Origin of the sequence: Paenibacillus glycanilyticus, assembly GCF_051200795.1 — a bacterium.
Taxonomy (GTDB): domain Bacteria; phylum Bacillota; class Bacilli; order Paenibacillales; family Paenibacillaceae; genus Pristimantibacillus; species Pristimantibacillus glycanilyticus.
On record NZ_CP195155.1, the window covers coordinates 437,859 to 460,853 of the forward strand.

The window sequence follows — 22,995 nt, forward strand, 5'->3', positions numbered from 1 at the left end:
CCGGCATCAGCCACAAAATTATGGGCGACAAGCTTCGGCTGCTTCAGCAGCAGGAAGGCGTAGAGGTAACCTTCATCTCCTCTCCAGAGGGTGTAGATGCGGAGCTGATGAAGGAAAAAGCCTACCCGTTCGAATGGAAGCTGCTGCCGATGGCGCGCTCCATTCAACCGGTTGCCGACCTGCGTTCGATCCTTGCGATGTACAAGCTGTTCCGCCGGGAGCGGTATGACATTGTGCATACCCACACGGCCAAAGCCGGACTCATCGGACGGATTGCGGCGAAGCTGGCAAGGGTTCCGGTGGTTATTCATACGAGCCACGGGTTGCCGTTCTATGAAGGGCAGCCGAAGAAGACGTATTGGTTATACAAAATGCTGGAGAAGTTTGGCGCGTTATGCAGCGATGCGATAGCGTCGCAGAACGAGGAGGATGCCGGCGTGCTTCGCAAGCTGGCGCCTTGGCGGCCGGTGTTTGTGGAAGGCAACGGCGTAGACCTTAAGCATTTGGACGATCTGGCCGGCGCAGTAACGCCGGAGCAGACGGCGGCGCTTCGCAGGAAGCATGGCATCGATCGGGAGGAAAAGGTGCTGTTTATGGCGGCGCGTTTTGAACCGGTGAAGGATCATAGCCTGCTGCTAGACGCTTTATCGGAGCTCAAACGGGTTGGTGCGCTGAATTGGGTAACGGTATTGGCCGGACAAGGTCCGCTGGAGGCGGAGATTAAGCTTCAGGCGGAAATGAGCGGCCTAGAGGATGATGTGCTGTTCGTCGGACAGCAGTCCTCCATTATTCCTTGGCTGGTCATGGCCGATGCCGTAACGCTGACCTCGGAAAAAGAAGGCATCCCGCGCTCCTTGATGGAGGCGATGGCGCTCAGCAAGCCGGTTGTTGCCACGAAAGTGCTGGGCACGCGAGAGCTGGTGGCGCATGCCGAGACCGGATTGCTCGTCCCTTACCGGGATTCGATGCAGCTGGGCGAAGCGCTTGCGGCGATGATGAACACGCCGGAAGCAAGGAAGCGGATGGGCGATGCGGGACGCCGCCGGATTGAGGCAGCGTTTACGGAAGCCCGGGTTGTCGAACGTCTGATGCGGCTGTATCGCAGTACGAAGGCTCAAGTGGATCGGAGACGCGGACTTGGAGCTAGGCTGAATGCTTTTGGCAAGCGGCTGTTCGATCTGGTTGCCAGCGTACCGGCTGCGCTGCTGCTTTCGCCGGTGATGCTGATCGTTGCGCTGCTGGTGAAGCTGAAGCTGGGTTCGCCGGTATTGTTCAAGCAGCAGCGTCCAGGCAGGTACGGCAATCCGTTCTACGTGCTGAAGTTCCGCACGATGCGGGATGCATACGACCGGTTTGGTCAGCCGCTGCCGGATGAAGCGCGGCTAACATCCTTCGGCAAGCTGCTTCGCAAGCTGAGTCTGGACGAGCTTCCGCAATTATTTAACGTAATTCGCGGGGATATGAGTCTGGTGGGGCCACGGCCTCTGTTGATGGAATATCTCCCGCTTTATACCGAAGAGCAGGCGCATCGTCACGATGTCCGTCCGGGCATTACGGGCTGGGCGCAGGTGAACGGACGCAATGCCGTCTCCTGGGAGGACAAGTTCAAGCTTGATCTCGTTTACGTGGAGCGCCGGAGCATCTGGTTTGATTTTCGCATATTGGTACGGACTGTGGGAAAGGTGCTGAAGCGTGACGGAATTTCGAGCGCGGGTCAGGCCACCGTTCAAAAATTTACGGGAAGCAGAGAAATGGGGAATGCATCATGATTAGCGGTCATACGGAGCAATACCGGGTAATGGAGGAGCCTGCAAGACGCCCTCTCATCGTTGTGGGTATGGGTGGACATGGCCGGGTGCTGATGGATATCGCCCGCGTATCGAAGACTTACCGATTGGCGGCAGTCCTTGACGACCGCTTCTCCGGCGTCGAGCTGCGGGGCGGCCTGCCGTATGGTCCAATCGCGACGCTGAAGCATTTTCTCGCGGATGAGCCGGGCATGCACGTGGTAATCGGCATCGGCGACAATCGGACGAGACGAGCCATCGTAGAGATGCTTTCTCTGCCTGAGTCCTCATACGCAGTGCTCGTGCATCCCGCGTCGGTTGTTGCAGAGGATGCGCGAATCGGGCTTGGCGCCGTGGTGATGCCCGGCGCGGTTATTGGCCCGGGCGCCGTTGTTGGCGCGCACGCCATTATTAACTCCGGCGCTGTCGTCGAGCATGACGCGCTGGTCGGCCCGTTTGCGCATGTATCGCCGAACGCAACTATGGCCGGCGCCGCCTCCGCCGAGGAAGGCGCGCATATCGGCAGCGGTGCGGTGCTCATCCCGCGCATCCGCGTCGGCAGCTGGTCCGTGCTTGGCGCGGGCGGCGTCGCGGTCCGGGATATCCCCGGCGGCAAGACCGCCGTGGGCGTCCCGGCACGGGTCGTGCAGCCACGCCTCAGCGTGGAGAAAGCGCTGTAAGGAAGCAACAGTGAGACAGTGTAAGGTGGAAGCCCGCCTTACACGGCCGGCTTCCGCAGTGGTTCCGCTGAAAGGACGAACACAGCCTTTCATGTATCGCTGCGGGGGAATTTGGCCGCCGAAAGGCTGGAATACGCCTTTCACTACTATCAAGCGCTCAGCGCCAGGCCCGGTCAGCCCCTTCTGGAGCTTACCGCCCTCGCCGCTGGCGGCGCAGCAAACCAAAACCAAGCGCGCGGCGTTGCCAACGCGAACCGCGCGCACCATATAGCCCGCCCTGACAGAGGCGGGCAGCACAAAGAGGAGCTGATCGCGACGTGAACAACAGTCGAATCTATTTATCCCCGCCGCATTTGGGAACGCGGGAGCGCGAATACGTAGACCTAGCCTTCCGCACGAACTGGATCGCGCCGCTTGGTCCCAATGTCGACCAGTTCGAGCGCGAGCTGGCCGAGAAGGTGGGAGCGAAGGGGGCAGTTGCGCTGTCCTCCGGCACCGCGGCCATCCATATGGCGCTTAAGCTGCTGGGAGTTGGACGCGGCGACCGCGTTTTCGTCTCCTCGCTTACGTTTATCGCAAGCGTGAATCCGGTATTGTACGAAGGCGGCGTGCCGGTCTTCATCGACTGCGACGCCGAGACCTGGACGATGTCGCCGCAGGCGCTCGAGCGCGCCTTCGAGGAAGCGCATCGCAACAAGCAGCTGCCTAGAGCGGTTATCGTTGTCCACCTGTACGGGCAGAACGCCGACATGGATGCCATTAACGAGATCTGCGCCAAGTACCGCGTGCCGGTCATTGAAGACGCTGCCGAATCCTTGGGCACCATGTACAAAGGCAAATCCAGCGGTACTCATGGCAAATTCGGGATTTACTCCTTTAACGGCAACAAAATCATCACCACCTCCGGCGGCGGCATGCTGGTCTCCGACGATACCGCGGCGCTGTCGAAGGCGCGCTTCTGGGCGACGCAAGCCCGCGAGCCGCAGCCGCATTACGAGCATGCGGAGCTTGGCTACAACTACCGTCTGAGCAACGTGCTCGCGGGTATCGGCCGCGGACAGCTGGAACTGCTCGATGACCGGGTAGCCGCTAGACGAGCGGTGTTCGACCGGTACAAGCGGGCTTTCGCCGACATCGAAGGCATCAACATGATGCCGGAAGCGGAATATGGCTATGCTACCCGCTGGCTCACGACAATGACGATCGATCCCATCACTACGGGCTGCACGCCGGCCGATCTTCTGGAACGGCTTACCGAAGCGAATATCGAAGCGCGCCCGGTATGGAAGCCGATGCACCGCCAGCCGCTTTTGCAATATTACCCGTATTTCCCGCATGAGCCGGGAAGCAGCGTGTCCGACACGCTGTTCGAGCAAGGCATCTGCCTGCCGTCGGGCTCCAGTCTCACGTGGGATGAGCAAGACCGCGTCATTACCTGCATCAAACAAACCATTCAGATGAAATCGAGGAGGATGTCCCATGAAAGTGCGTAAAGCGATAATTCCAGCTGCCGGTCTCGGCACAAGATTCCTGCCTGCAACAAAAGCTCAGCCGAAGGAAATGCTGCCGATCGTGGACAAGCCGACTATCCAATACATCATTGAAGAAGCAATTGCTTCCGGCATCGAAGACATTCTGATCATCAGCGGCCGCGGCAAGCGGGCGATCGAGGATCATTTCGACAAAACGTTCGAGCTGGAGGATATGCTTGCCAAGAAGGGCAAGACGAAGGAGCTTGAGCAAATCCGCGGCATCTCCGAGATGGCGAACATTCACTACATCCGTCAAAAAGAGCCAAAAGGCCTTGGCCACGCGATCTGGTGCGCACGCAGCTTTGTGGGCAACGAGCCGTTTGCCGTTCTGCTTGGCGACGATATCGTACAATCCGAGGATCCTTGCCTCAGCCAGCTGATCCGCGTCCATGACCGTTATCAGTCTTCGGTGGTTGGCGTGCAGCGCGTAGCGGATGAAGATGTATCCAAATACGGCATTATCGCGCCTCGCGGATCGTCGATCGAGCCGTCGGTCTTTTTCCTGGATGGACTAGTGGAGAAGCCTTCGAAGAAAGCCGCTCCTTCCAACTATGCCATTATGGGCCGTTACATCTTGACGCCGGAGATCTTCGATATTCTCGAGCATCAATCCCCGGGCGCGGGCGACGAAATTCAGCTGACCGACGCGATCAAGAAGCTGAATGACCAGCGCAACGTGCTGGCTTACAATTTTGACGGCGTCCGTTACGACGTAGGCGACAAGTTTGGCTTTATTAAGGCACAGCTGGACTTCGCGCTTCAGCGCGATGATCTGCAGAAGGATGTGCTGGGCTACCTGCAGCAAGTATACGAGAAGCATTTTATTACGAAGGCGGCGAACTAACATGCGGAAAATTACGGTAATCGGTACGGGTTATGTCGGTCTTGTTTCGGGTACTTGCTTTGCCGAGGTAGGCAACCGGGTCATCTGCTGCGACGTGGATCAGCGCAAAATCGACCTGCTCAATAGCGGTGTCATTCCGATCTACGAGCCGGGTCTCGAAGAAATGGCGCTTCGCAATAAAAGCGAAGGCCGCCTGCTCTTCACAACCGAAGTAGGCGAAGCGATCGAGGCTTCGGACATCGTCTATATCGCGGTTGGCACACCGATGTCGGAGACGGGCGAAGCGGATATGCGTTACGTCATGTCGGCGGCGAAGAAAATCGGCGAGCATCTGAACGGTCACAAAATCATCGTGAACAAAAGCACCGTGCCCGTTGGCACAGGCGAGCTCGTGCGCGAGGTTGTTCAGGCGAACAAGAAATACCCTTGGACAAGCTTTGACGTCGTGTCCAATCCGGAGTTCCTCCGTGAAGGTACGGCGCTGTCGGATTGCATGAACATGGACCGTGCCATTATCGGCTCGGACAACGCGGAGGCGGCGGAGCAGATCGCGCAGCTGCATGCGCCGTTTAACACGCGGATCTTCAAGACGGATCTGGAAAGCGCGGAGATGATCAAATACGCGGCGAACACGTTCCTCGCAACGAAAATCTCGTTCATCAACGCCATCGCGAACATCTGCGAGAAAGTCGGCGCCGACGTGGAAGACGTAGCCAAAGGCATGGGCATGGACAGCCGGATCGGCGAGAAGTTCCTCCAGGCCGGCATTGGCTACGGCGGCTCCTGCTTCCCGAAAGATACTTACGCGTTAGCGCATATCGCGGACAAGTCGGGGTATGATTTCGAACTGCTGAAGTCGGTGATCAAAACCAACCATCGCCAGCGCTTCGTCGTTATGGACAAGCTTCGCGAGACGCTTGGCGGACTTGCGGGCAAGCAGATTGCGGTGCTGGGCCTGGCCTTCAAGCCTAACACGGACGATATGCGCGAGGCGCCGTCCTTAAGCATTATTCCGGAGCTGCTGAAGCAAGGCGCGGTTGTTCGCGCGTTTGATCCGATTGCAGCCGAAGCGGCTAAGAAACAGCTGCCTGCGGAGGTCGCTTATCTGGAGTCGGCGGAGCTTGCTGCTGCAGGCTGCGACGCCTGCGTGATTTTGACCGAATGGAATGAAGTACTGACGATGGATCTGGCTAAAGTCCGAGACCGGATGAAGCAGCCGATCATGATTGACGGACGCAACAGCTTTGATCCGAAGGTCATGGAGAAGCACGGTTTTGTCTACTACTCGGTAGGACGCCGTCCGGTGAATCGCCTAGAAGCGGAACGCAAATCCGTGAATTTGTAAGAGGGAAGTGACTGCAAATCCTGATCTCGAAAGGGGGTGAGCACTTGAAAGAAGGTCCGCTTCGGCCGGGCGGATGTGAAGTGCGGATTTACCTTATAAAACGAAATTGCAGGAAATGCAGGAGGAGGAAGGTATGAAAAAGAAATTCCGGGCGCTGATAACGCTGGCTGCTACGGCATTGCTTGTGCCGGCGCTTATTGTTAACGCGTCGAGCGCAGCAGCTGCATCCAAAACAACAACAGCTGCCGTTACAACGGGATCGTCATTGTCGAGCTTTTTCTCGCAATCGTCGTTCCAGCCGCTTGCCAATACGTTCATTCAGAAGGTCATTCAGAACTTTGCGCAGGAAGTGCAAAAGGCTGTAGAGAGCATTCAGAACGGCAAAGGCAATAACGGCAAAGGCAACAGTGGCAACAACGGTAACGGTAATGGCAACGGCAACAACGGTAACGGCAATGGCAACAACGGCAATGGTAATGGCAACAACGGCAACAACGGTAACGGCAATGGCAACAACGGCAATGGTAATGGCAACAACGGCAACAACGGTAACGGTAATGGCAACAACGGCAATGGTAATGGCAACGGTAACAACGGCAACAACGGCAATAACGGCAACAACGGTAATGGCAACGGCAACAACGGCAACAACGGTAACAACGGCAATAACGGCAATAACGGCAATAACGGCAATAACGAGAAAAAAATCCAACAGGTGTACAATGATACTTCGGCGAAGCTGTTCCAGCTGCGCAACCAGTGCCAGGCCGGCCTGACGGACATCGCCGTGGAGTTCACGACGTTAACGTCTACGCATGAGAAGACGGTATTGTACAAAACCGGTACAGCCGCATTCAGCGCCTGCACAGCTCAGTACAAAACAGTAATGAACGATGCGAGCGCGCAAATCGTTGCTCTTGGCGGCGAGCCTTCGATCCTTGAACCGATGCAAAAACGGTACGAGGAAGAAATCATCGCAGGCCGTGCACAGCTTAACGCAATCGTAGGCAAATAATTTTTATTCGCCAACCAAGAAGAACCGCGTAATGGAGGGGAGCCTCTATTGCGCGGTTTTTTCTATCCTGTTTTCGGATTATAATAGGTACGGAAACGGAGGTTGTCATCATGATTATCAGAGAGCTAGAGGAGAAAGACAACGCAGCTATTGAACGCGTAATCAGAGAATGCCTGATCGAATTTGGAGGCAATCGGGAAGGGCTGGCCTGGGCTGACGATAGCCTGAGCCATCTGTCCGACTATTATAATCGCGATGGCCGGGCCTATTGGGTTATCGAACAGGATGGCGAGGTTGTTGGCGGCTGCGGGATCGCGCCGTTTGCCGACTCGAAAGAAGTATGCGAGCTGCAGAAAATGTATCTTTTCCCGGCGGTGCGAGGAACGGGCGTGGCGGCAAAGCTGCTCGATACGGCGATAGCTTTCGCCCGGCTTCATTATAAACAGTGCTATCTCGAAACGCTGCAAAACATGCATGCCGCTAACCGCTTCTACGCCAAGCATGGCTTCGAGTCGCTCGCAGCGCCGCTTGCCGGATCGGAGCATTTCGCGTGCGACGCCTGGTATATCAAAGGTTTGGAGAGTGTTTGAATGATGTCTCTCAACATTCAATTCGTCCCCGTAGAACCGGCTGATCTCGACACGGTTCAGGACATTGTGAATTCGAATGCCGATTACAATCGGATGGAGAACGGCCGGCCCGAACGCTCCCGCGAGGAGCTTCTGGAGCAGCTCTCTCCAGACCAGCACAGCCTTATGATTCGGCTGGACGGACGTGCTATCGGTCTGCTGCAGTATTTGGACCGGAACCCGAAAGACGGTTATCCATGGCTCGGTCTGCTTATGATACATGAAGAGCTGAAGGGCAGAGGCTACGGCAAAGCGGCTTACGTTGCCTTTGCGCAGAGACTCAGACAGGAAGGGAAGCAATCCGTACGCATCGGCGTTATTCCGGAGAACGAACCCGCCAAACGTTTTTGGAGCTCCTTGGGCTTTCAATATTATGCGACCAAAGTGGCCAATATCGGCATAGAGGTGGAATGTTACGAGAAGGCTTTATGAGTGCAGCAGGCGGATACCGTCTGCTTTTTTTGTTTTATTTGGAAACTTTTAGGTGCAGAAAGCGTCCTAAGTATGGGAGGTGGGGATTTGCGAGGTTTCGTTTACAGCCTGTTCTTGGGCATGATCTTCTTATTGGGTGCATGCACCCAGGCTGAAGAAGTTCAGCATGTTGAAGCGTTTGGCATTGAGGTTATGGAACAGAATGCGGAAGGTCTGTATGAACCGGCGGGATTTAAGAAAGTAAATTCCATTATTACGACAAAGAAAGACCGGAATTATATGAGGGTGGAGCTGAAGTCCGTCGAAGACTTCTACGATACTGGTGGCAAGTACATCAAAACCGTCATAACCCATGAACAAGGCTATAAGTCGAACGTACTGGATACGAAGGAAGGATTTCATCGAACGGAAGAGCTTCATGAGCCGTCAACGATTCTGATTCCCGACGAAGACGCCGAGAACTTCCGGGGAGACCAATTTTCCAGTGACGAACTCGGACAATTAAAGAAACACGTACAGTCTTTTATGAAGCTGGTTGATTAAGCAGGCGAATTCGTCTGCTTATTTTATTTTGGGCAAAACCGTTTGCTCCTCCCGGGAGTCTAATAAATAGATGCATAATGGCAGGGGAGGAAGCGTGTGGGAAACGAATTACTGGTAGCCGCAGCGAAACGTGGCGACGATGCTGCCTTTTATAGTCTCATAACGCAGCATAAAGAGAAGATGTACCGGATTGCTTATTCGTATTTGAAAAACGAAGCCGATGCCTTAGAAGCCGTGCAGGAAGCGACCTGCCGCGCGTATATGCAGATTCGCAAGCTGAAGGAGCCGGAGTTTTTCGGCAGCTGGCTGATCCGGATTCTGATGAATTATTGCGCGGACGAAGCGAAGCGGAAGGCACGAAGAGCGGACGGACAGCAAGCCGCTGGCGCTGCGATTGATCCGCACGCAACAAGCGGCGAGTCGGCCTTGCTGGAGCGGGTTATGCTCGAGTCGGCGGTGGAGCAGCTGGATGCGAACTATCAGAAAGTGATTCAGCTGAAGTATTATCATGATCTGACCATTACGGAGATTGCAAGAACGCTGCAGAAGCCCGAAGGCACGATAAAAACATGGCTGCATAAAGCGCTAGGCGGGTTGCGGCAGCGGTTGGGGAAGGAGGGGGAGCCGAATGGATGAGTATCGGGATGAACAAGCGCGCGAGCTTCCTGAGCTGGAAGCGATGAAGGACTATATGGAGGACATTCCTATTCCGTCCGGGATTGACGCGACAATATGGAGCGGCATAAATGCCGGCCGGCAGCGCAGAAGACGCAGGGTATTTTCCAGAATGGCTGCTTATACCGCTTGTCTCTTGCTTGTCGTATCGGTCGCTTCCGTCCGCTTCTCTCCTGAAGTAGCCGCGTATGTGGGGGAGATACCGGGCCTCAAGCCGCTGGTCGAGCTCATTCATTATGATAAAGGCCTTGAGCTGGCAATAGACAATGATTTTATGCAGCCAGTGGCCCTCTCGGAAGAGCAGGACGGAATTAAAATGACGATTGACGGCATTATCGCCGACGAATCGAGAATCATTGTGTTCTATACGCTGGAGAACGTGGATGGGCAGAAGAGTGTCGTTAATCTTCAAAAAGTAGAATTGCCAAATAATAAAGATGTCTCCATCTCACATGGATTCTCCGCATATAACGATGACTGGAAGAGCATTCAGGGAACGATAGACTTTTATCCTAATGATGCGGGAGAATTCCCGGATACGCTGAACTTGAAGATTGGAATCAATAAGGTTACCGAGACAGCTACAAAGAATACGGAGTGGAATTTCAGCATCCCTGTAGATAAAACAAAATTTGAGGGGATGAGGGAGAATTACGTAATCAATCAGACCGTTATGGTTGAAGGACAACAGATTACTTTTGGGAAAATGACCGTGCATCCGACTAGAATCGAACTTGAAGTAACTTACGATGCGGCTAATACGAAGAATTTATTTTACTTCGATGATCTTAGGCTTGAAGATGAGAAAGGAGAAACCTTCGGCACGATCTCGAATGGCGTAACCGGTTCGAATATAAGCGAGAACAGTCAATTACTCTACTTCCAGAGCAATTACTTCCGTAAGCCTGAACATCTCTATCTGAAGGCGAGCAGTATTCGGGCACTGGATAAAGATAAGCTGGAGGTGAAGGTGGACCTCGATCGCAAACAACTGCTTGCAAGGCCGGACAGCTTGCTTACTATAAAAGATGTTAGCGCCAGCGATGAAGAAGGGCAAAATTGGATTGTCTTCGGACTGGAAAATGAGGACCCGTTGGATAAGGCCAGAGCGTATAGCTTATTTAATATGTCTTACAAAGATGCCTCCGGCCAATCCTTCAATTCGGATAGAACGGGATCATCCGGCGATGAGTACCGATTCTACATTCCGAAGGGGAAATACCAAAGCCCGCTTACGCTATTCATTCAAGATTACCCGACCCGGATTTACGGGGACATTGACATTAAAATTAAATAAGATGAAACGACCGATGCGAGTGAACGCCACTGACCTTCACTTCTGAGTGAGGACTTATCTTTTCACCGTACGTTGGATTTACTCCAGTGAAATTAGGTTGAATGTGCGACTAGAGAGAGCTACGGTGGATTTGCTCCAGTAAAAGGGGAAGAGAATAACCCATTTCTACCCAAATGTGTTGATTATACTGTAGCCAATCCAATGTAGGACGCGTTTCCGCTCAAAATTGTCTATTACACGGTATGGAATCCAATGTAGCTCTACTTTAATGCTCTGGGTATACCCTATCGCTCCAATATGAAGGCTGTTCCAATGTCAGTTCATGACTTTTGGGACAGCCTTTTTACCCGTTAATCCGCCAGCAGAAAGTCCAGAACAGCGCTCTCGAACAAATCAGGAAACTCCACGTTAGGGAGATGGACGGCTGGCAGCATAAGAAGCCTTGCGTGCGGCACCGTCTCGGCGAGTAATTCGCCGTGGCTTGGCAGCGTTACGGTATCATACTGACCCGCGATGACTAATGTCGGACTGCCGATAAGAGCGGCGGTCCGGCGCAGATCCATGTCGCGGATGGCTGCCCAGCTGCCTCCGATTCCTTCCGCGCGAGTGGCGAGGACCATTTTGCGAAAGGCTGTGACAATCTCGCTCCCCGACTCGATCATTGGCGAAGGAAACCAATTGTTGATAAATGTATCGGCGAATCCATTCAGGTTCTCAGCCTGCAGAACCGAATCAATTAAGCCATTCCATTGCTCCGCGGGTCCCAGGTAAGACGAGGTATTGCTCAAGATCAGCCGGTTGATCCGCTCGGGAGCGTGGATGCCAAGCCATTGTCCAACGACACCGCCAAGCGACAGCCCTAGAAAATGAACGCGGCCGATCTGAAGCGAGTCGAGCAGCTCGACGACATCCCTGCCCATTCGGTCCGTGGAATAAGGTCCGGCTGGGGTATCCGAGTCGCCGTGTCCGCGATAGTCGTAACGCAGCACGCGGAAATGCTCCTTAAATGCCTCCATCTGTCCGTCCCACATATTCATGGATGTGGCAATGGAGTTAGCCAGCAACAGTATCGGCTTGCCGGCAGCCCCATCCAGCCGATAAGCAAGCCGAACGCCATCTCCCGTGGTGAAAAAGCTTAATCCATTCGTTCTATTTGTTTCATTAATAGTAGCAGTCATCGTCATCCATCTCCTTCATTGGTTATTAGTGACAGTTTATTGGAATCGGCTTACAATTTACATAAGAGGATGAAGGAGTTTGACGGCCGAAAACTTAATTATTACGTTAGTAGCTGTCCCAAACCTTTAATTAAGAGGTGATTCCATTCATGGACCAAATTGATCGCAAAATACTGTCGATCCTTCATGATAACGCCAGGATTACGATCTCGGAGATGAGCCGCATGATCGCCATGTCGCAGCCGGCCGTTACCGAGAGGCTTCGAAAGCTCGAGGAGCAGGGGGTCATTACGGGCTACCGGGCAGAGCTGTCTTTATCCAAGCTTGGCAAGCATACAACGGCGTTTGTACTGTTTAAGTCGAACAGCTGCAAGGAATTCGAGGCTTTTAGCGAGGCTGCGCCCGAGATTGTGGATTTCTACCGAACAAGCGGGGAGTTCAATTATTTGCTGAAGGTCGTGACGGAAACAAGCGAGACCTTGGAGGGCTTCCTTGAGAAATGCCATACGTTCGGATTTTCTTCAACGCTGGTCGTACTCTCCACCCGATTCGAGGATAAATTTTTTCCCGCATTTCTCCCTAACGAAGCATAAATGACGAACAAACCGCGTACTAAGTGAAGCAAGACTTCCTATGTGCCGCGGTTTTTTTGTTCCTTCTAAAACGTTTTGTTTTTGCCTAAAGATGCCATACTTAACCAATAACGAGCAGGGATTCTAAGGAGTGATAATAGATGAAGCTATATGACTGTGCCATTATCGGAGGCGGACCGGCTGGTCTTAATGCGGCGCTTGTACTGGGAAGAGCGAGACGGCATGTTGTGCTGTTTGATGATAATAAGCCGCGGAATGCGGTAACGCGCGAGTCGCATGGATTTATTACAAGGGACGGCGTGAAGCCCGATGAGTTCAGGCGGGCCGCGCATCTAGATATAAGCAAGTATCCTTCCGTTCAAGTGGTTCGGAAAAAGGCCGTCGATATGGTGAAACGGGGGCATGCCCTGTTTCTCGTGCAGGCAAGTACCGGTGAGGTGTATCAGGCACGGACGATTATTCTTGCGCTTGGACTAAAAGAGAAGCTGCCCGACATATCGGGTGTTGCCGATTATTACGGCTCGTCCTTGTTCAGCTGTCCGTATTGCGACGGATGGGAGATGAGAGACCAGCCGCTTGCGGTGATCTCGGAAAATGAGTCTCACCGGTTCTCAATGGTATCCACGGTCTACAACTGGAGCAAAGATCTGATTGTGTGCACCAATGGGGTTGGATCGTTTGAGCTGCAGCAGCGGGCAAAGCTTCTGAGCCGGGGCGTACGGATCTTCGAGCAGCGAATTGCTTCTTTGAGGGGAAAAAGCGGCCGCCTGCAAAAGATCGTTTTTGCCGACGGGACGGAAGTGGCCCGTACGGGAGGTTTTGTAACGTCCGACTGGTATCTCCCGATCCGTGCTGCCGAGAAATTAGGCTGCAGATTAAATGAAAGCGGTGGTCTGGCGATAGACGATTACGGAAAAACAACGGTAGAGCATGTCTACACAGCCGGCGATGCAGCGACAATCTCGCCCGCCCAGCTTGTGGTTGCGGCTGCCGGCGGGAGCAAAGCGGCGATGAGCGTGAACACCGCGTTGACGCATTTGGACTTTTAAGCGCCATGTTATTTAAATGTTATAATAACTTACATATAGCATTGCGCTAAACCGTTCTTACCTGCTAAAATCTTGATAAATTGCTAGCTGATTGATAGATTGCACGAGCAGCTCAATTTGTGCTAGGCCAATGTTGAGAGAGGTGGAATGGACCATGGGGAAGCGGTTATCGGTACTTCTGGCAGCAGGTATTCTCATCATGACGATGGCAGCATGCGGGGCCAACAAGGAAAACGGCGGCAATACGGCAAGCGGCGGCGATAAGCCAAGCAGCAATGCCAGCGAGAAGGTGTACAAGTTCGCGACCGACGCGGCTTATGCGCCAATGGAATTTATGGATAAGGATAAGATTACGGGCTTTGACGTTGATTTTCTGAAGGCGGTTATGGATGAAGCGGGACTGAAGTATTCCATTACGAATACCGGCTGGGACGCGATGCTGACGGAGGTGCAATCCGGCAAAAGCTATGATGCGGGGTTATCGAGCGTATCCATCACGCCGGAGAGGGAAGAGTCTTACGACTACTCCGTTCCTTACTTTGAATCTACCAATATGATTATGGTGAAGGAAGACAGCACGGTCGCAAGCGCGGCCGACCTGAAAGACAAGAAGGTGGCGGTTCAGGGGTCCACGACGGCGGATACGTTGATGTCCGGCATTATGGGCAATGACAATACCGATCTGAAGCGGTTCGACAGCAACGCGGTAGCGATGCTCGAGCTTGACTCGGGCGGAGTGGATGCCGTTGTGGCCGATATTGCCATTGTCCGCGAATATATGAAGAACAATCCGGAGCGCAAGCTGAAGGCGATCATGGATACGGCGAGCTTTGGATCGGAGTTTTACGGCATTTTGCTTCCGACCGGCAGCGAGCTGAAGGCGAAGCTGGATCCGGCAATCAAGACGGTGCTCGAGAACGGCAAGTATACGGAGATTTATAAAAAATGGTTCGGGGAAGAGCCGAACGTCGACAATGTGCTAAACGCGAAGTAAGCGGCATAAGGCATGCGTAATGGGTTCAGGTTGCGCATGCTTTTTTCTTGACTGGGGAGGACGAGCGCATGCATTTTCGATTCGATATCATTGTCGACTATATTCCGTTATTGCTCAAAGGGGCCGCGCTGACGATAGGGATCTCAGCGCTTGCGATTGTGCTGGGCTCCATTCTGGGGCTGGCCGTCAGCTTCGGTAAAATGTCGTCCAGATGGTATCTAAGTTGGCCGACGAGCGGATATATTCATTTTTTTCGCGGTACGCCGTTATACGTTCAAATTCTGATCGTGCATTTTGGGCTTGTGCCCGCTTGCATTGGACATACCGATGCCATCGTAGCGGCGATTACCGCGCTTGCCTTGAACTCGGCCGCCTATACGGCGGAGATTTACAGAGCCGGCATCCAGTCGATTGATAAAGGCCAGACGGAAGCGGCGCAATCGCTCGGGATGACAAGCTGGCAGACGATGCGATTTATTATCCTGCCGCAGGCGGTAAGACGGATGATACCGGCCTTTGGCAATGAATTTGTCGTGCTCATTAAGGATTCCTCGCTTGTTGCTCTCATCGCTGCGCCGGAATTAATGTACTGGAGCAACGTGATGCGCGGTCAATATTTGCGAGTATGGGAGCCGTATCTGGCGGCCGCCTTTATCTATCTGATTCTGACCTACTCGCTTAGCAAGCTGCTGGGCTGGATGGAGAAGAAAGGGGTGGCGGGATGACGGCGGGACCGATTATTGAAGTAACGGGAGTCCATAAATCGTTTGGAGCGAATACCGTCCTGAAGGACGTATCCATGCAGGTAGCGCCGGGGGAGGTTGTTGTTATTATCGGCCCTTCCGGCTCGGGAAAGTCAACGCTGCTGCGCTGCCTGAATGGATTAGAGAGACCGGAGCGCGGCGAGATTCGGATTGAAGACCGCTCCTTGCTGGATGCCGGATCGTCTATTACCGAGATACGATCGCGCATGGGGATGGTCTTCCAGCAATTTAATCTGTTTCCCCATCTAAGCGTGCTGCGCAATATTACGCTTGCACCCGTGCAGGTGCGGAAGCTGGAGCAGGCGAATGCCGAGGAGCTTGCGCTATCGCTGCTTGGCAAGGTGGGTCTTGGCGAGAAAGCGGGACAGTTCCCGGCCTCGCTGTCCGGCGGCCAGGCACAACGGGTTGCGATTGCTAGGGCGCTTGCCATGGAGCCGCGCATTATGCTGTTCGATGAGCCAACTTCGGCGCTTGATCCGGAGATGGTTGGCGAGGTGCTTGCCGTTATGAAGGAGCTAGCCGCGGAAGGGATGACGATGGTCATCGTTACGCATGAGATGGGCTTTGCCCGGGAGGTTGGGCATCGGGTGCTGTTCATGGAGCAGGGCATGATTGTGGAGGAAGGGGCTCCGCGGCAGCTGTTCGACGAGCCGCGTCAGGAGCGGACGAAAGCTTTTTTATCCAAGGTACTGTAACAGTCGAGCCGCTGGACGCATAAGGTGAATTCTCCGCGGATACCCTACTTAATGGCAAAGGAGGGGATTCGAACATGGAATCGACTAGCGAATTTGTGGCAAAGGTTCATGCCACGCAGGCCAAGCAAAAGAAAAACCAGGTCCGTTACGGCAAAGGCAAGGCGTCCCAGAAGCTGCAAAACGTGCAGCATACGAACAATCCATAACTTCCAGATCCGTTCCGCCCGCAGTCTTGGTCATATCCCAAGGCCGGGCGGATTGTGCATTGAGCGAAAAAAGCTTATCCATGGATTGACAAAAGAAGGTGATTACGGCATCATAAACATATGAATAGTTGTTCATATATTTTAAGTGAGGTGCCAGTCTTATGAGTCATGAACATAATCATCCAGAAAAAGAGCATAAGCATTCGCATTCCGGCAAGGATCATGCGGACAGCTGCAGCGGCGGACATCAACATGGCCAAGGTCATGGGCATAGTCACGGGCATCATGGTCATGACCATGGGCATCACGGGCATCATCATCATTTTGATATGTCGGGCAACAAGACCGGATTATTTATTGCCTTAATCATTACAGCAGGCATCATGGTACTGGAGTTTGTCGGGGGACTCGTGACGAACAGCCTTGCGCTTCTGTCCGATTCGGGGCATATGTTAAGCGACGTGAGTGCATTGGTGCTTAGCCTTGTAGCGGTATGGTTCGCGGCTCGCCCGGCTTCGGCGGTCCGCACGTTTGGTTTTCACCGGTTTGAAATTTTGGCGGCTTTATTTAACGGGATTACGCTTGTTGTTATCTCGGTGTTTATTATATGGGAAGCCATTGGCCGTCTGTTTGATCCGCCGTCCGTGGCCAGCGGCTCGATGATGCTGATTGCGGCAATCGGCCTGCTCGCCAACCTCGCAAGCGCTTGGGCGCTGCTCCGCAAAGGGGATGTCCATAACAACCTGAACGTTCGAAGCGCTTACCTTCACGTGCTCGGCGATGCGCTTGGCTCGGTAGGGGCCGTGCTTGCGGGGCTTCTGATCTACCTGTTCGACTGGAATATTGCCGATCCGATTATATCGATGGTTGTTGCCCTGCTGATCGTAAAAAGCGCTTGGAGCGTGCTGAAGCATACCGTCCACATTCTAATGGAAGGGACTCCGGTGAACGTGGACGAGAAGGAAGTGCGCGCTGCGCTTGGGGAGATCGACGGCGTCGTTGACGTGCATGACCTTCACATTTGGACGATTACTTCCGGCCTGGATTCCTTAAGCTGCCACCTGCAGGTGGCAGACGGAACGGACTGCCAGGGAGTGCTGCAGGCGGCGATCAAGCTGATCGAGGACCGCTTCGGCATCCAGCATTCCACGATTCAAGTGGAGAGCTCGCGGATCCGGCATATGGAGCTTCGGGTTTAGCGGGAGCTCCAAGGTGCAGCGAAGGTGCAGCGGTTAGCGATGCGGGCAATTTGCGGCGCGTATGAGCAGGTTGCTCGAGCATTTGCTCGAGCATTGAAGCTGCACTATGCAGTTGGGAAGCACCGCCGCTCGCCTACGTTGCATGAAATGCAGGATAAAGATGCACATTGCCCCAGTAACCTGAACTATACTGCACGGAATGCATTATATTCGTGATTTATAGCCCTAATTGGCACGAATGGACGCAATATCCTGCATTCTGTGCAGCGTAACTCTTGTATCGGCCTGCAAATGTGCGTATATCCTGCATATCATGCAGTGTATTTTCAGCAAGCTTGTAACCAAATGCAAGAACGCCGCCCTTCATGGGGCGGCGTTTTATTTTAGCGCATTAAAGATTGATATAACGATCGAAGATGGCGCCGAAATCTTTTACTTTGTACTGCTTTTGAGCTCCCTCGAGCCAGTTGAAGGCGGATTGGTTCAGCTTGTTGAACGTATCGGCTACATCGTAGTCGCCTTTATGGGCATGGCTTAACGTCGAGGAAGCGAGCTCCAGGCTTTGGCGGGCAAAGCTAAGGCTAATTTCGTTCTCATGGTGGATTTCGGATATTTTGAATAAGGATTTGTACAAGTCCTTCACTTGCTCGATATGCTTCTTATTCACGTCGATGGAGAATGGTACGGAGCCAATCGAGAATTTGATCTCGACGTCCAGATCGACCGTTCCGGCCGTCTCCAGCGCTACGTTGCTGATCTTGTTCGTGGCGTACGGGTAACGATGCAGCGTCCGTTTCTTGCTGACCGCGCTGGTGCCGTCCAGATGAATAAGGGCGAAGTTGGTGAAGCAGTACTCATCGGTTTTGGATTTGATCAGAAAATAAATCTTTTCGCCGTCTTCGTGCATGACGTAATCATCAGAATCCACCTTATCATAATTCTCCGGCCGGATAACCGACCCGATATCGCTGAGGCCGAGTATGTCGGCAGCTACTTTTCCGAACAATCTTACCATTCCTCTCCATAGGTAGATTCAATCACTCTACCATTATATATGCGGAGTGGGGGAATATTCTAGATTATCCTTAACGTAGTTTAGGACTGCTCGGCGGCGGCTTTGGAGGCGGCCATTTTTTCCTCCATATGCTGTCTCTTCACCAGAATGGCGGCAATCATCAGCATAATGCCGTTAATAATAAACACCCATTTAATCGGGATAATGCCGCCCAGCACGCCCCCGATAACAGGTCCAAGCATGGTGGCGAACTGGGTAGCCGACTGGTTCAAACTGAAGGCTCGTCCGCGGAAGCTTGTCTCCGTCGACTTCACGATCATCGCGTTAATAGCCGGGGTCACCCCGGCGAAGAACAGGCCGTATACGAAGCGCAAAATTCCGAACTCGGCGATATGCCCAACGAAGAACTGCAGGCAGTTGCCGATCCCTCCGCCAAGCAGGCCTATAAAGAGCACTTTGGAGAAGCCGATTCTCGAACCGAATTTACCCCACTGCGGAGCGGCGATTAAGGTCGCAATCCCAACTGCCGAGAACACAATCCCGGATTGCAGCGAAGCATCATGCTCGTTGGTTCCAAGCTGCAGCACATAGACGGTAAGCAGCGGCTCGAGAATCATAACCGAGAACATCGCGAGTCCGGACATGCCAAGGAGCGTCAGGAAAGCTTTATTATGCGAGGCATGCTTCAGGTCATCCAAGACGGAGGAGCGCACGCCGGAGCGGTTGAATTTATGTTCCGTGGCGAAGAAGGTTGCGATAAGCGCAGCCACAAGCACGATACAGCCGGAGAAAACGAACGATTCCCGGTTCCCGATATAATGGCTGACCGTACCGCCAATAAGCGGTCCCATAATGCCGCCCGTTGCGCCGGAGGTAGCCATGATGCCAAGGGCGTAGCCGGATTTTTCCTCGGGCGTATTCGTTGCGACAAGGGCGATAGCCGCAGGCACGTAGCCGGCAAGCAGGCCTTGGAACACCCGCAGCACCAGGAACACGTAAGGATCATGGATAAAGAAGGTAATGAAATAAAGTGCCGCTAAGCTGAAGCCCGAACGAATGAGCATCGGCTTGCGGCCATATTTGTCAGCTAGAGATCCCCAATAAGGCGCAATAAGCGCACTGGCCAGAAACGTAATGCCGAACGCGAATCCCGACCACATTTCCAGATGGCTATTCACTCCGAGATCATTGTGAAGGAACAGCGGAATGAACGGAATAGATACCGAATAGGCCGTGCTGCAAAAGAAAACACCAATCCATAAAACGATCAAATTGCGTTTCCACGAGTAAGGCTGGGTCATGTCAGTCACATCCTAAAGAGTACGTCAGAGTACGTTTTTTTCTTTTATTGTAAACCTATTTTTACAGAATCTCCATGTTCGGAGGGAAAAACAATACTTTTGTCCTTGCGGCCATGGGAAAAAGTCTCCGTATTAAAGCTGGCGGAAGCTTCATTAACCATGTGAAATTAATACCGCAAAGCCTCCAGCAGGCAGGCATTAAACAGGTCCAGCTCCTCGTAAAAAATCGCATGACCGCTGTTATCGAACCGGAGCAGGATAGAGTTCGGGATGGTTTCCTTCATTATAATGGCCAGCTCGAGCGGACAAATCCGGTCATACACCCCGTGGAAAATGTACGTTGGCACCTTGATCCGTGCCAGATCAGCCTTCACATTCTCATCCCTTAACGTATATCCGCAGGCGATAATAGCCCGAGGCGACTGGTCCAGCTGCACGGAGTCGAACCATTGCCTGAACGCCGGCGAAGGTTCGTTATGGAAGAACAGCTTGCCGAATTCCTGCAGCATAAGCGGGCGGTCGCGGTACGCGAGTCCGATGAGGGCATCCAGTCCTTCGGGCGGCATGCCCTGCGGAAAGCCGGGCTGCTTCGTAATATAAGGGGCCGCCGCGGCGAATAGGAGCAGCTTGCTGACGCCATGCCCGGCATGCCGCCCCATGTAGCGGACGGCTACCGCTCCGCCCATTGAGAAGGCGGCAAGGGTAAGCTCTTTGAAGCCTAGCGTATCAATAATGCAGCGCACGTCATCGGCCATTCGGTCCAGGCTGTAGCTCTCCCATGGGGAATCCGATTTGCCAAAGCCCCGGAGATCCATCCGGATGCAGCGGTATCCGTACTTGGGCAGCTCGTTGATCTGGTACTCATACATACGGTGATCCAGCGGATAGCCGTGCACGAACAGGATCGGCTTCCCCACGCCCGTGTCCTCCACGTACAGACTAACGCCCGGCTCCACATCAATATAATAATTCAAGGCTTTCAGTCTCCTTCTCTTAAAGTAGAATTCGTTCTTCTTTGTAGTAAAGGTATGAGTAATGCCGCCGCGTTAGAAGATAAGGGACTCCTACCGTTTAGGTTGCTAGTGTGCATGGTGCACAAGATGATGGGCGGAATCCAACGTGGGCGGACGGCGGTATATGCAAAAGTAACAGATGGTTTGACCGAGTTGGAGTCCCCCCGCTATGAGGTTGCCTGCCCTCAAAGACCCAAATAAGACGGAAAAACCGTACTACAGCGGGTTGGACGCGAGGCTGAGGTGGCAAAGTAGCTAAATAAGACGGAAAAACCGTACTACAGCGGGTCGGAGGCGAGGCCGAGGTGGCAAAGTAGCCCAATAAGACGGGAAAACCGTACTGCAGCGGGGTAGACGCTGCCACCGCTGTGCCGCAGCCGCTCGCCGGCGTCCGCAGCGCAAAAAAAATGACTGCCCGGCAGTCATTTTCATGACTAGCTGGGCAGCCTCAAATTAGATTCGCGCCATATTCATCAGGCTGCTGTAGGCAACCGTGCGGTTGCGGCCGTCGCGCTTGGCTTGGTAGAGCGCCTGGTCGGCGAATTTGAACAGCTCGACGACTTCCTCCGCCGCATCGGGGAAGGTTGCGACCCCAAGGGACATGGTCACCGATTCGCCAATTGGCGTAACGGACTGCTGGATCCGCAGCCGGATGCGTTCCGCCACCTGAACGGCCTCAGCCTCTGTCGCATGAGGCAGCAGCATTGTAAACTCCTCGCCGCCGAAACGGCAGCAGTAATCTTCCGGCCCCTTCTCGCTTACCATGATGCCTGCCACAAACTTCAGCACCTCATCGCCCATCTGATGGCCATGCCGGTCATTCACGTTCTTGAAATGGTCGAGGTCCATAATAATGACGGAGAACGGCGTGCCTTGCTGCTTCCATAAGGTAGTGATCGCGCCCATGGTCCGGCGGTTCGTCAGGCCGGTGAGCGCATCGGTATTCGCTTCGGCATGTAGCTCTTCCTTCTGCGCGCGCAGCTTGTTGAAAGCGACGGCTACCGTATCGATGAGCTGATTCGCCTCATAGTTCCAGCTGACATCCGCCTGAAGCGGCTTCAGCTTCTCGTCTCCGCCGGAGAGGCGGGAGGCGTAAGTAGCCAGCCGGTTAAGCGGGTGGGCCAGCTTGCGGGACAGCCAGAACGAGAGGATGACGAGCAGCAGCACGAACGGCGCCGAGAATTTCATCATCTCCTGAATGACATTTTCCGAGATATTCGTAATATGATTCTGCGGAGTCTGCGACACGATGCCCCAGCCCGCGGCCGGTACCGGCGCAAAGCCCGCGAGGAAATTCTGCCCCTGCGAGTTGATGACGCGCTGCGCGCCGGTCATTCCCTTCATCAGCTGCTGAACAACCGGATTGCCGCTCACATTTTCCGAGATGCGGTCTTTGTCCGGGTGATAGATCAGGTAGCCGGAGGAATCCACCACATAGAAGTAGGAACCGCTCGTTGTACTCGCCTGAACGCCAAGAATATCGCGGAAAATATTCGCCTGCTGCAGATAGATCGACCCACCCACAAAACCTTTGTAATTGCCGTTACGGTCGAAGATCGGCGAGCTTACCATAACGATCAAGCGGTTCGTTATCGCATGGAACGGCTTCGAGATATACGGCTTCTTCAGCCGGAGCGATTCCGTCGTTGCTTCCGAGGTCGGCTTGCTGCCGATCAGATTCAGGTTGTTCGGCGAAGTAGAGACAATAACGCCGTTCTTGTTCACAATCGTCAGCGAGTTGAAGTAAGGGCTTGTTCCCATGAAGAAATCCAACTGGGATAAGACATTCTCGTCGTTCAGCTCAGTGTCCGAGAAGTAATTCGCGGTTACTTCGAGACTTTTCTGCATGGAGATCACAAGCGACTGCGTGGTTTTGCTTAAGTTTAGCGCCGCAATGCCGTTCAGCTCGATTGTATTATTGAAGAGCGATTTCCGCTCGGTATTATAGCCAATAACGGTGCTGATGAAGATTGTGATCAGAACAGACAGGATAACGACAAATGAAATGATAGAGGATAGCTTAAAGCCTTTGCGAGGCCGGATCTTGTAGATCATAAATGGTAGGCAATGCTCCTTCCCAATTCTTACTAATCGATAGTGTATCACTTTTTGTCGAAAGTTACGATAATCGTTCTAAAAAAGAGCGATTCTGTCGAATCGCCAGCTTTAGCTGACGATAGACGCAAAAAAATGCCCACCCGGCCTGCCG

General features: G+C 53.5%; 23 protein-coding genes and 1 pseudogene. 19 read left to right on the forward strand and 5 right to left on the reverse strand.

The genetic code is table 11. The features are described from left to right. Positions 1–20: 20 nt before the first annotated feature. From ACR9FF_RS02100 to ACR9FF_RS02155, 12 genes and pseudogenes are all read left to right on the forward strand, one after another. A pseudogene (locus ACR9FF_RS02100) lies at positions 21–1,034 on the forward strand (glycosyltransferase family 4 protein); the annotation flags it as partial. A 114-nt stretch (positions 1,035–1,148) separates the two neighbouring features. Beyond that, entirely contained in the window at positions 1,149–1,769 is a 621-nt protein-coding gene (locus tag ACR9FF_RS02105) for a sugar transferase (protein ID WP_283094673.1), read from the forward strand. Between the two features lie 29 nt (positions 1,770–1,798). Beyond that, positions 1,799–2,467, forward strand: a complete 669-nt coding sequence (locus tag ACR9FF_RS02110) for an acetyltransferase (protein ID WP_435172020.1) — start codon at positions 1,799–1,801, stop codon at positions 2,465–2,467. 317 nt (positions 2,468–2,784) lie between these two features. Beyond that, entirely contained in the window at positions 2,785–3,960 is a 1,176-nt protein-coding gene (locus tag ACR9FF_RS02115; RefSeq protein ID WP_127499300.1) for a DegT/DnrJ/EryC1/StrS family aminotransferase, read from the forward strand. Next, complete coding sequence (galU, locus tag ACR9FF_RS02120; RefSeq protein ID WP_127499302.1) at positions 3,947–4,843, forward strand: UTP--glucose-1-phosphate uridylyltransferase GalU; 897 nt, start codon at positions 3,947–3,949, stop codon at positions 4,841–4,843. The genes ACR9FF_RS02115 and galU overlap by 14 nt, the downstream gene beginning before the upstream one ends. A gap of 1 nt (position 4,844) precedes the next feature. Next, positions 4,845–6,188, forward strand: a complete 1,344-nt coding sequence (tuaD, locus tag ACR9FF_RS02125; protein ID WP_435168609.1) for a UDP-glucose 6-dehydrogenase TuaD — start codon at positions 4,845–4,847, stop codon at positions 6,186–6,188. Between the two features lie 133 nt (positions 6,189–6,321). Continuing rightward, positions 6,322–7,203, forward strand: coding sequence for a hypothetical protein (locus tag ACR9FF_RS02130; RefSeq protein ID WP_435168611.1), 882 nt, complete (start codon positions 6,322–6,324; stop codon positions 7,201–7,203). 110 nt (positions 7,204–7,313) lie between these two features. After that, entirely contained in the window at positions 7,314–7,793 is a 480-nt protein-coding gene (locus ACR9FF_RS02135; RefSeq protein WP_248760421.1) for a GNAT family N-acetyltransferase, read from the forward strand. Continuing rightward, on the forward strand, positions 7,794–8,264 hold the full coding sequence (locus ACR9FF_RS02140; protein ID WP_435168614.1) for a GNAT family N-acetyltransferase: 471 nt from the start codon (positions 7,794–7,796) through the stop codon (positions 8,262–8,264). It abuts the gene before it with no gap. Positions 8,265–8,351: 87 nt separating this feature from the next. Continuing rightward, positions 8,352–8,807: a hypothetical protein gene (locus ACR9FF_RS02145; RefSeq protein WP_435168616.1), complete on the forward strand. Its 456-nt coding sequence runs from the start codon at positions 8,352–8,354 to the stop codon at positions 8,805–8,807. Positions 8,808–8,903: 96 nt separating this feature from the next. Continuing rightward, positions 8,904–9,443 (forward strand): sigma-70 family RNA polymerase sigma factor, encoded by a 540-nt coding sequence (locus tag ACR9FF_RS02150; protein ID WP_435168618.1) that lies wholly within the window; start codon positions 8,904–8,906, stop codon positions 9,441–9,443. Beyond that, the gene (locus ACR9FF_RS02155) at positions 9,436–10,779 is read left to right on the forward strand and encodes a DUF4179 domain-containing protein (RefSeq protein WP_435168620.1); all 1,344 of its coding nucleotides are present in this window, start codon (positions 9,436–9,438) and stop codon (positions 10,777–10,779) included. The genes ACR9FF_RS02150 and ACR9FF_RS02155 overlap by 8 nt, the downstream gene beginning before the upstream one ends. 350 nt (positions 10,780–11,129) lie before the next feature. Here ACR9FF_RS02155 and ACR9FF_RS02160 read toward each other — a convergent pair whose 3' ends face one another. After that, positions 11,130–11,957: an alpha/beta fold hydrolase gene (locus ACR9FF_RS02160; RefSeq protein ID WP_435168622.1), complete on the reverse strand. Its 828-nt coding sequence runs from the start codon at positions 11,955–11,957 to the stop codon at positions 11,130–11,132. 149 nt (positions 11,958–12,106) lie between these two features. On the opposite strand from ACR9FF_RS02160, the gene ACR9FF_RS02165 reads away from it, so the two are divergent. The 7 genes from ACR9FF_RS02165 to ACR9FF_RS02195 all read left to right on the forward strand — a co-directional run bounded on the left by ACR9FF_RS02165 (position 12,107) and on the right by ACR9FF_RS02195 (position 17,457). Continuing rightward, the gene (locus tag ACR9FF_RS02165) at positions 12,107–12,550 is read left to right on the forward strand and encodes an Lrp/AsnC family transcriptional regulator (protein WP_127499148.1); all 444 of its coding nucleotides are present in this window, start codon (positions 12,107–12,109) and stop codon (positions 12,548–12,550) included. A gap of 140 nt (positions 12,551–12,690) precedes the next feature. Further along, positions 12,691–13,599: an NAD(P)/FAD-dependent oxidoreductase gene (locus ACR9FF_RS02170; protein ID WP_435168625.1), complete on the forward strand. Its 909-nt coding sequence runs from the start codon at positions 12,691–12,693 to the stop codon at positions 13,597–13,599. A 154-nt stretch (positions 13,600–13,753) separates the two neighbouring features. Further along, positions 13,754–14,593, forward strand: coding sequence for a basic amino acid ABC transporter substrate-binding protein (locus tag ACR9FF_RS02175; RefSeq protein ID WP_435168627.1), 840 nt, complete (start codon positions 13,754–13,756; stop codon positions 14,591–14,593). A 68-nt stretch (positions 14,594–14,661) separates the two neighbouring features. Further along, positions 14,662–15,318 carry an amino acid ABC transporter permease gene (locus tag ACR9FF_RS02180; protein ID WP_435168629.1) on the forward strand — a complete coding sequence of 219 codons (657 nt, stop codon included), beginning with the start codon at positions 14,662–14,664 and terminating at the stop codon, positions 15,316–15,318. Between the two features lie 11 nt (positions 15,319–15,329). Then, positions 15,330–16,052, forward strand: coding sequence for an amino acid ABC transporter ATP-binding protein (locus ACR9FF_RS02185; protein WP_201007504.1), 723 nt, complete (start codon positions 15,330–15,332; stop codon positions 16,050–16,052). Between the two features lie 74 nt (positions 16,053–16,126). After that, the gene (locus tag ACR9FF_RS02190) at positions 16,127–16,258 is read left to right on the forward strand and encodes a DUF4023 domain-containing protein (protein WP_127499156.1); all 132 of its coding nucleotides are present in this window, start codon (positions 16,127–16,129) and stop codon (positions 16,256–16,258) included. Positions 16,259–16,419: 161 nt separating this feature from the next. Then, the gene (locus tag ACR9FF_RS02195) at positions 16,420–17,457 is read left to right on the forward strand and encodes a cation diffusion facilitator family transporter (protein WP_435168631.1); all 1,038 of its coding nucleotides are present in this window, start codon (positions 16,420–16,422) and stop codon (positions 17,455–17,457) included. Between the two features lie 391 nt (positions 17,458–17,848). Here ACR9FF_RS02195 and ACR9FF_RS02200 read toward each other — a convergent pair whose 3' ends face one another. The 4 genes from ACR9FF_RS02200 to ACR9FF_RS02215 all read right to left on the reverse strand — a co-directional run bounded on the left by ACR9FF_RS02200 (position 17,849) and on the right by ACR9FF_RS02215 (position 22,841). Then, entirely contained in the window at positions 17,849–18,463 is a 615-nt protein-coding gene (locus ACR9FF_RS02200; protein ID WP_435168633.1) for a PH domain-containing protein, read from the reverse strand. A gap of 89 nt (positions 18,464–18,552) precedes the next feature. Continuing rightward, positions 18,553–19,773 carry an MFS transporter gene (locus tag ACR9FF_RS02205; protein ID WP_435168635.1) on the reverse strand — a complete coding sequence of 407 codons (1,221 nt, stop codon included), beginning with the start codon at positions 19,771–19,773 and terminating at the stop codon, positions 18,553–18,555. Positions 19,774–19,940: 167 nt separating this feature from the next. Next, a complete protein-coding gene (locus ACR9FF_RS02210) occupies positions 19,941–20,747 on the reverse strand; it encodes an alpha/beta fold hydrolase (protein ID WP_435168637.1) in 807 nt (268 codons plus the stop codon). Positions 20,748–21,239: 492 nt separating this feature from the next. Continuing rightward, a complete protein-coding gene (locus ACR9FF_RS02215; RefSeq protein ID WP_435168639.1) occupies positions 21,240–22,841 on the reverse strand; it encodes a sensor domain-containing diguanylate cyclase in 1,602 nt (533 codons plus the stop codon). Positions 22,842–22,995 lie beyond the last annotated feature (154 nt).